The 6733-nt window shown below is 38.7% G+C and carries 15 protein-coding genes; all 15 read right to left on the bottom strand.

Annotation, left to right across the window (positions count from 1 at the left end; genetic code table 11):
• Positions 1 to 17 precede the first annotated feature (17 nt).
• Positions 18 to 416 carry a 30S ribosomal protein S8 gene (rpsH, locus tag E1176_RS14315; RefSeq protein ID WP_155211319.1) on the bottom strand — a complete coding sequence of 133 codons (399 nt, stop codon included), beginning with the start codon at positions 414 to 416 and terminating at the stop codon, positions 18 to 20.
• 94 nt (positions 417 to 510) lie between these two features.
• Positions 511 to 780, bottom strand: a complete 270-nt coding sequence (gene rpsN / locus E1176_RS14310) for a 30S ribosomal protein S14 (protein WP_155211318.1) — start codon at positions 778 to 780, stop codon at positions 511 to 513.
• Positions 781 to 786: 6 nt separating this feature from the next.
• Complete coding sequence (gene rplE, locus E1176_RS14305) at positions 787 to 1338, bottom strand: 50S ribosomal protein L5 (protein ID WP_155211317.1); 552 nt, start codon at positions 1336 to 1338, stop codon at positions 787 to 789.
• Positions 1331 to 1678 carry a 50S ribosomal protein L24 gene (gene rplX / locus E1176_RS14300; RefSeq protein ID WP_155211316.1) on the bottom strand — a complete coding sequence of 116 codons (348 nt, stop codon included), beginning with the start codon at positions 1676 to 1678 and terminating at the stop codon, positions 1331 to 1333. Before rplX ends, rplE begins: the two co-directional genes overlap by 8 nt.
• A gap of 2 nt (positions 1679 to 1680) precedes the next feature.
• On the bottom strand, positions 1681 to 2049 hold the full coding sequence (gene rplN, locus E1176_RS14295; protein ID WP_155211315.1) for a 50S ribosomal protein L14: 369 nt from the start codon (positions 2047 to 2049) through the stop codon (positions 1681 to 1683).
• 2 nt (positions 2050 to 2051) lie between these two features.
• The gene (rpsQ, locus tag E1176_RS14290; protein WP_155211314.1) at positions 2052 to 2309 is read right to left on the bottom strand and encodes a 30S ribosomal protein S17; all 258 of its coding nucleotides are present in this window, start codon (positions 2307 to 2309) and stop codon (positions 2052 to 2054) included.
• A gap of 7 nt (positions 2310 to 2316) precedes the next feature.
• Positions 2317 to 2511, bottom strand: coding sequence for a 50S ribosomal protein L29 (rpmC, locus tag E1176_RS14285; RefSeq protein WP_155211313.1), 195 nt, complete (start codon positions 2509 to 2511; stop codon positions 2317 to 2319).
• A gap of 5 nt (positions 2512 to 2516) precedes the next feature.
• On the bottom strand, positions 2517 to 2939 hold the full coding sequence (rplP, locus tag E1176_RS14280) for a 50S ribosomal protein L16 (protein ID WP_155211312.1): 423 nt from the start codon (positions 2937 to 2939) through the stop codon (positions 2517 to 2519).
• Between the two features lie 54 nt (positions 2940 to 2993).
• Positions 2994 to 3722, bottom strand: coding sequence for a 30S ribosomal protein S3 (gene rpsC, locus E1176_RS14275; RefSeq protein WP_155211311.1), 729 nt, complete (start codon positions 3720 to 3722; stop codon positions 2994 to 2996).
• A complete protein-coding gene (rplV, locus tag E1176_RS14270; protein WP_155211310.1) occupies positions 3722 to 4147 on the bottom strand; it encodes a 50S ribosomal protein L22 in 426 nt (141 codons plus the stop codon). Before rplV ends, rpsC begins: the two co-directional genes overlap by 1 nt.
• Positions 4147 to 4425: a 30S ribosomal protein S19 gene (gene rpsS / locus E1176_RS14265; RefSeq protein ID WP_155211309.1), complete on the bottom strand. Its 279-nt coding sequence runs from the start codon at positions 4423 to 4425 to the stop codon at positions 4147 to 4149. The genes rplV and rpsS overlap by 1 nt, the downstream gene beginning before the upstream one ends.
• Positions 4425 to 5249 (bottom strand): 50S ribosomal protein L2, encoded by an 825-nt coding sequence (gene rplB, locus E1176_RS14260; RefSeq protein ID WP_155211308.1) that lies wholly within the window; start codon positions 5247 to 5249, stop codon positions 4425 to 4427. Before rplB ends, rpsS begins: the two co-directional genes overlap by 1 nt.
• Before the next feature lie 12 nt (positions 5250 to 5261).
• A complete protein-coding gene (gene rplW / locus E1176_RS14255) occupies positions 5262 to 5549 on the bottom strand; it encodes a 50S ribosomal protein L23 (protein ID WP_155211307.1) in 288 nt (95 codons plus the stop codon).
• Between the two features lie 2 nt (positions 5550 to 5551).
• Complete coding sequence (rplD, locus tag E1176_RS14250; RefSeq protein ID WP_155211306.1) at positions 5552 to 6181, bottom strand: 50S ribosomal protein L4; 630 nt, start codon at positions 6179 to 6181, stop codon at positions 5552 to 5554.
• Positions 6181 to 6733: 50S ribosomal protein L3 (gene rplC / locus E1176_RS14245; RefSeq protein WP_155211305.1), on the bottom strand; the 553-nt coding region annotated here is incomplete at its 5' end. The genes rplC and rplD, both read right to left, overlap by 1 nt.

Below are 6733 nucleotides of genomic sequence, written 5' to 3'. Positions count from 1 at the left end.
TTATTTATAAATCGTTATTAATATACGTAACACAATACCTCTCCACCGATGTGCATTTCACGAGCTTCTTTGTCCGTGACAACACCTTTAGATGTAGATAAAATTGCTACTCCAAGTCCGTTTAATACTCTTGGTAAAGACTCAGCTTGTACGTACTTTCTTAGACCAGGCTTACTTACCCTCTCTAAGTTTAATACCGCAGGCTTTTTAGTGTCTTCGTTATACTTCAAAGCAATCTTTATATTTCCTTGATTGTTTTCAGTATCCTCAAACTTGTAGTTCAGAATATACCCCTTATCATGAAGTACCTTCGTCATCTCCTTTTTAAGGTTAGAAGCAGGGATATCCACCACTCGGTGGTTAGCCTTAAGCGCGTTCCTCAAACGGGTTAAATAATCTGCTATTGGATCTGTCATTTTTTTCTTTTCTAAAGTAAAATTGCAAACCCGTACTAAACGGGCCTGCAAAGATACATAACTTTATCTTGATTAAAAATAAAAGAGAAACTTTTTACCAGCTTGCCTTAGTAACGCCTGGTATCTTGCCGTCAGAAGCCATTTCTCTGAAAGTTACCCTTGAAATTCCGAATTTTCTCATGTAACCTTTTGGTCTTCCTGTAAGCTTGCAACGATTGTGCAATCTAACCGGTGAAGCGTTTCTAGGTAACTTATCAAGACCTTCGTAGTCTCCAGCCTCTTTAAGTGCCTTTCTCTTAGCAGCATATTTAGCTACTAATTTTTCTCTCTTTTTTTCTCTTGCTATAACAGCTTTTCTTGCCATAATATTTTAGTTTTTGTTTGCGAAAGGCATTCCGAATGCTTTCAACAACTCATAACTTTCTTCGTCAGTTTCAGCAGTAGTTACAAAAGTAATGTCCATACCACTGATCTTATTTACTTTGTCGATACTAATCTCAGGGAAAATGATTTGCTCTTTAACACCTAAGGTATAATTACCTCTTCCGTCAAAACCTTTATCATTTATTCCTTGAAAGTCTCTTACACGTGGTAATGCGATTGACATAAGTCTATCCATAAACTCATACATCTTATTACCTCTAAGTGTAACTCTTGCACCAATTGGCATTCCATCTCTTAACTTAAAGTTTGAGATTGATTTCTTTGCTTTGGTGGCAACAGCCTGCTGACCAGAGATAGCTGTAAGCTCTTCGAGTCCTACATCAATAAGTTTTTTGTCTGCTACTGCAGCACCAATACCTTTGTTGATACATACCTTAGTTACCTTAGGTACCTGCATAACAGAGCTATATTGGAACTTATCCTTAAGCGCAGGAACTATCTCCTCTTTGTATTTATCTTTTAATCTTGGATTAGCCATTTTTTATAATTTCTCCAGTTTTCTTAGAATATCTCTGAAGCTTGCTATTATCATCGAGCTTTCTTCCTGTTCTTGTAGCGTCTCCTGAGGCAGGGTCTACAAGCATAAGATTACTCAAGTGAATTGAAGCTTCTGTTTTCTCAATTCCACCTTCGGGCTTCGTAGCAGAAGGTTTAACATGTTTTGTAACAACGTTTACGCCTTCAACAAATGCTCTATTTTTAGCAGTTAATACTTCTAGTACTACACCGGTTTTACCTCTTGAGTTACCAGCGATTACTTTTACAGTATCTCCTTTTCTAATATGAAGCTTAGGTTGCTTGTTCTTTTTTCTCTCCATGATTATAATACTTCAGGGGCTAATGAAACGATTCTCATGAATTGCTTTTCGCGCAACTCTCTAGCCACAGGCCCAAAGATACGAGTACCTCTTGGCTCGTCTTGAGCTGTAAGCAATACTGCCGCATTATCTTCAAACCTAATGTATGATCCATCTTTTCTACGGATCTCTTTTTTAGTTCTTACGACTACAGCTTTTGAAACTGTACCCTTCTTAAGGCTACTAGATGATAAAGCCGACTTCACTGATACAACAATCTTGTCACCAATGGAAGCATACTTTTTACCTGTACCTCCTAAAACGCGTATGCAAAGTACTTCTTTGGCACCGCTGTTATCTGCTACGTTTAATCTCGACTCTTGCTGTATCATTGTTATTTAGCCTTTTCTATGATTTCAACTAATCTCCATCTCTTATTTTTACTCAAAGGACGAGTTTCAGCGATTTTTACTGTATCACCGATACCACACTCGTTCTTTTCATCATGAGCCGTAAACTTGGAAGTTTTGTTCACAAACTTTCCATACATAGGGTGTTTCTCTTTACGCTGTACAGCAACTGTGATAGACTTTTGCATCTTGTTGCTTACAACTTGCCCTACTCGTTCTTTTCTTAAATTTCTTGACTCCATTTAAATATTATTTAGCAAGTTCTTTAGCTCTTAACTCGGTTTGTAATCTGGCTATCAGCTTTCTTGTATCTCTAATCTTCATAGGATTTTCGATTGGAGAAATCTCATGAGCAAACTTCATTTTTCTGTAAGCTTCTTGCTCACTGGCCAATTTTTGCTTAAGCTCTTCTAGGCTTAGTGCTACTATTTCAGAATTTTTCATTGCTATTATGATTCAACGTAATCTCTACGTACTGAAAATTTTGTTTTAATAGGAAGTTTTTGCTGAGCCAATCTAAGTGCTTCTTGTGCTAATTCCTTCTTTACTCCACCAGCTTCGAAAAGAATAGTACCAGGCCTAACAACAGCTACCCAATATTCTGGAGCACCTTTACCTTTACCCATCCTTACTTCGGCAGGCTTCTTTGTTACCGGTTTGTCAGGGAAGATTCGTATCCAAACCTGACCTTCTCTTTTCATCGCTCTGGTCATCGCAATCCTTGCTGCCTCTATTTGTCTGGAAGTGATCCATCCTGGCTCCAATGCTTTGATACCAAAAGCTCCAAAAGCTATTCTATGCCCTCTTTGGGCAAGGCCTTTTATTCTGCCTTTTTGTTTTTTCCTGAACTTGGTTCTTTTCGGCTGTAACATATCTCTATATCTTTAAGTAAGCAGCTCTTACGCTGCCGTTACATACTTTATTTCTTATTTTCTTCTTCTTTTAGGGCCATCTGGTCTTTTTCTGCCACCACCACGGTTGCTTCCACCACCAGAATTAGATGCTCCTACATTTGGAGAAAGATCTCTTTTACCGTAAACCTCTCCTTTGAAAATCCACACTTTGATACCGATTTTACCATACACTGTGTTTGATTCACAGATAGCGTAATCGATGTCTGCTCTAAGTGTGTGCAATGGAATTCTACCCTCCTTATATTGCTCGGTACGTGCCATCTCAGCTCCACCTAATCGGCCAGAAACTTTGATTTTGATACCTTGGGCTCCAACTCTCATTGCTGAGGCGATAGCCTGCTTCATTGCTCTTCTATAAGAAATACGAGCTTTTAACTGCTGAGCGATTGAATCACCAACTAACTTTGCATCAAGTTCAGGTCTTTTGATTTCAAAAATATTTATCTGAACATCTTTACCTGTAAGCTTCTTAAGCTCTTCCTTAATTTTATCTACCTCAGATCCACCTTTACCAATTACCACTCCTGGTCTGGCTGTGTGTACTGTAAGTGTAATTCTTTTAAGAGTTCTCTCAATAATTACTTTTGAGATTCCACCTTTTGGAAGACGAGCTTCGATGTAGTTTCTGATGTTGTGGTCTTCTACAAGTTTATCTGAGAAGTCGTTTCCACCATACCATGCAGAATCCCATCCTCTTACGATGCCAAGTCTTAAAGCTATAGGGTTAACTTTCTGTCCCATTATTTCTTATCTTCTTTTTTGTCTTTCTTAGTTTTCTTAGGAGCCTCTTTTTTAGGCGCTTCTTCTACAGCCGCCTCAACAGGAGCTAGTGTATCTAATACCAATGTTACGTGGTTAGATCTTTTTCTGATCCTGTGAGCTCTACCCTGCGGAGCAGGTCTAAGTCTTTTAAGCATTTTACCGCTATCGACATAAATCTCCTTGATATAAAGGTCTGCATCTTCAAGATCAACTTCTTCGTTGCCTTGTTGCCAGTTAGATATGGCTGACAACAACAGCTTCTCTAACCTTGCAGCTCCTTGCTTTGGCTCAAACTTAAGTATGTTTAATGCCTTGTTTACTCTCTCTCCTCTGATAAGATCTGCTACCAGTCTCATTTTTCTAGGAGAGGTAGGCACATTATTTAGTTTAGCTACTGCCTCCATTATCTTTTGCCTTTATCTTTTTTACCGATGTGACCTCTGAAATTTCTTGTTGGTGCAAATTCACCAAACTTATGCCCTACCATGTTTTCTGTAACATATACAGGGATGAACTTATTGCCGTTATGCACAGCGAATGTATGTCCAACAAAGTCAGGAGAGATCATTGATCTTCTTGACCAAGTTTTTATTACTGATTTCTTACCTGAGTCATTCTGAGCATCGACTTTCTTTTCGAGCCTGAAATCTATGTAAGGTCCTTTTTTAAGTGATCTTGCCATTATTTTTTCCCTCTACTAATGATTAGGTTGTTAGAATATTTTTTAGGCGTTCTGGTTTTCTTACCCTTGGTATAAAGACCTGTTCTTGATCTTGGGTGTCCTCCAGAAGACTTACCTTCACCACCACCCATTGGGTGATCAACAGGGTTCATAGCCACACCTCTTGTTCTTGGTCTTCTTCCCAACCATCTTTTTCTACCTGCTTTACCTAACACAACATTCATGTGCTCAGCATTAGAAACAGATCCTACAGTAGCCATACAAGTTGCTAACACTTTTCTTACCTCACCAGAAGGCATTTTAAGTGTTACATACTTACCTTCTCTTGCTAAAAGCTGAACGTAAGCTCCTGCACTTCTAGCCATCGCACCACCTTTACCAGGCTTGATTTCGATGTTATGAAGGATAGTACCCAAAGGAATTTTAGAAAGAGGTAAAGCATTACCTACTTCAGGTGCTACATCTTCTCCAGAAACGATAGTGGTACCCACTGTTAATCCCTGTGGAGCTAAGATGTATGACTTAGCGCCATCAGCATAATAAAGTAGAGCAATACGTGCCGATCTTGTTGGATCGTACTCAATTGCTTTTACCGTTGCCGGAACGTCAAATTTATTTCTTTTAAAGTCTATAATACGAGACTTTTTCTTGTGACCTCCACCAAGGTAGCGCATTGTCATTTTACCGGTGTTGTTTCTACCACCGCTACGCTTTTTAATCTTTACCAAAGATTTCTCTGGCGTAGATTTCGTAATTTCTACGAAATCAGGAGCCATTCTATACCTCTGGCCTGGTGTAATTGGTCTTAATTTTTTAACTGCCATCTCTTTCTAAAATTAAATTTCGCTGTAAAAATCAATTACATCACCATCTGCTACGGTTACAATAGCTTTCTTGAATGAAGGAGTTCTTCCCGAAATAACGCTAGATTTTGTGTAGCGAGATTTTGACTTACCAAGGTAAACCATGGTATTTACGCTCTCTACAGTTACTCCGTACATATTTTCTACAGCCCTTTTAATCTCTACTTTATTGGCTTTGCGGTTTACTACGAAACCATACTTTCCTTTTTCGTTTAAAGCAGAAACTTTTTCTGTAACCAATGGCTTTATTAAAACGCTCATTTTTATTTCTTCAATAAGTTATCAATCTTCTCTATTGAACCTTCGCTCAATATGAGGTTATCAGCATTTAACACATCGTAAGTAGTAAGCAAATCTGCTGTAACCACTTTTGTGTTCTTAATATTTCTACCTGAAAGAACTACATTCTTATTTCCTTCAGATAAAACCAATAATGTCTTCTTGTCTGCCAAAGAAAGGGCAGATAACATTTTTAAATACTCCTTAGTTTTTGGAGCCTCAAAAGCAAAATCTTCAACTATTGCTATACTTTTATCTTTAGCCTTGTAAGAAAGGGCAGATTTTCTAGCTAACTCTTTCAACTTCTTGTTAAGCTTGAAAGAATAGTTTCTTGGTCTTGGACCAAATACACGTCCACCACCTCTAAAGATTGGCGACTTAATACTACCAGCTCTGGCAGTACCTGTACCTTTTTGCTTTTTGATCTTTTTAGTAGATCCTGCGATTTCTGCTCTTTCTTTAGACTTGTGAGTACCTTGTCTCTGATTGGCCAAGAATTGTTTCACATCTAAATAAATGGCGTGATCACTTGGATCGATTCCAAATATCTCTTTCGAAAGAGTTACTTTTCTTCCGGTATCTTCTCCGCTATGTTTTACTACTGAAACGTTCATTATTTCTCGAGAATTACAGTTGAATTGTTAGCTCCTGGCACAGAACCACTCACTAAAATGAGGTTTTGCTCAGGGATTATTTTCATTACTTTCAGGTTTACCATGGTAACTCTATTACCACCAGTACGTCCTGCCATTCTCATTCCTTTGAATACTCTTGCAGGAAATGACGCACCACCAATTGATCCAGGCGCTCTCTCTCTGTTGTGCTGACCGTGAGTTCTTTGTCCAACACCACCAAATCCGTGTCTTTTAACAACACCCTGGAAACCTTTACCTTTTGAAGTTCCGATTGCATCTACGAAGTCACCTTCAACAAATACATCAGACACTTTCACTTCCTGACCTAATTGAACACCGCCTTCAAACTCAACTCTGAAGTCTCTAAATTCAACAAGCTCTTTCTTAGGGGTAGTCTGCGCTTTTTTGAAATGCCCTAGCAAAGCCTTAGGAGTGTTTTTCTCTTTACGCTCTCCGTAACCTAACTGAACGGCAGTGTATCCGTCCGTCTCCTCATTTTTTACTTGCGTAATAACGCAAGGACCAGCTTCT

It is taken from the genome of Fulvivirga aurantia (assembly GCF_009711475.1).
Classification (GTDB): domain Bacteria; phylum Bacteroidota; class Bacteroidia; order Cytophagales; family Cyclobacteriaceae; genus Fulvivirga; species Fulvivirga aurantia.
This window is presented reverse-complemented; position numbering and strand designations above follow the sequence as displayed.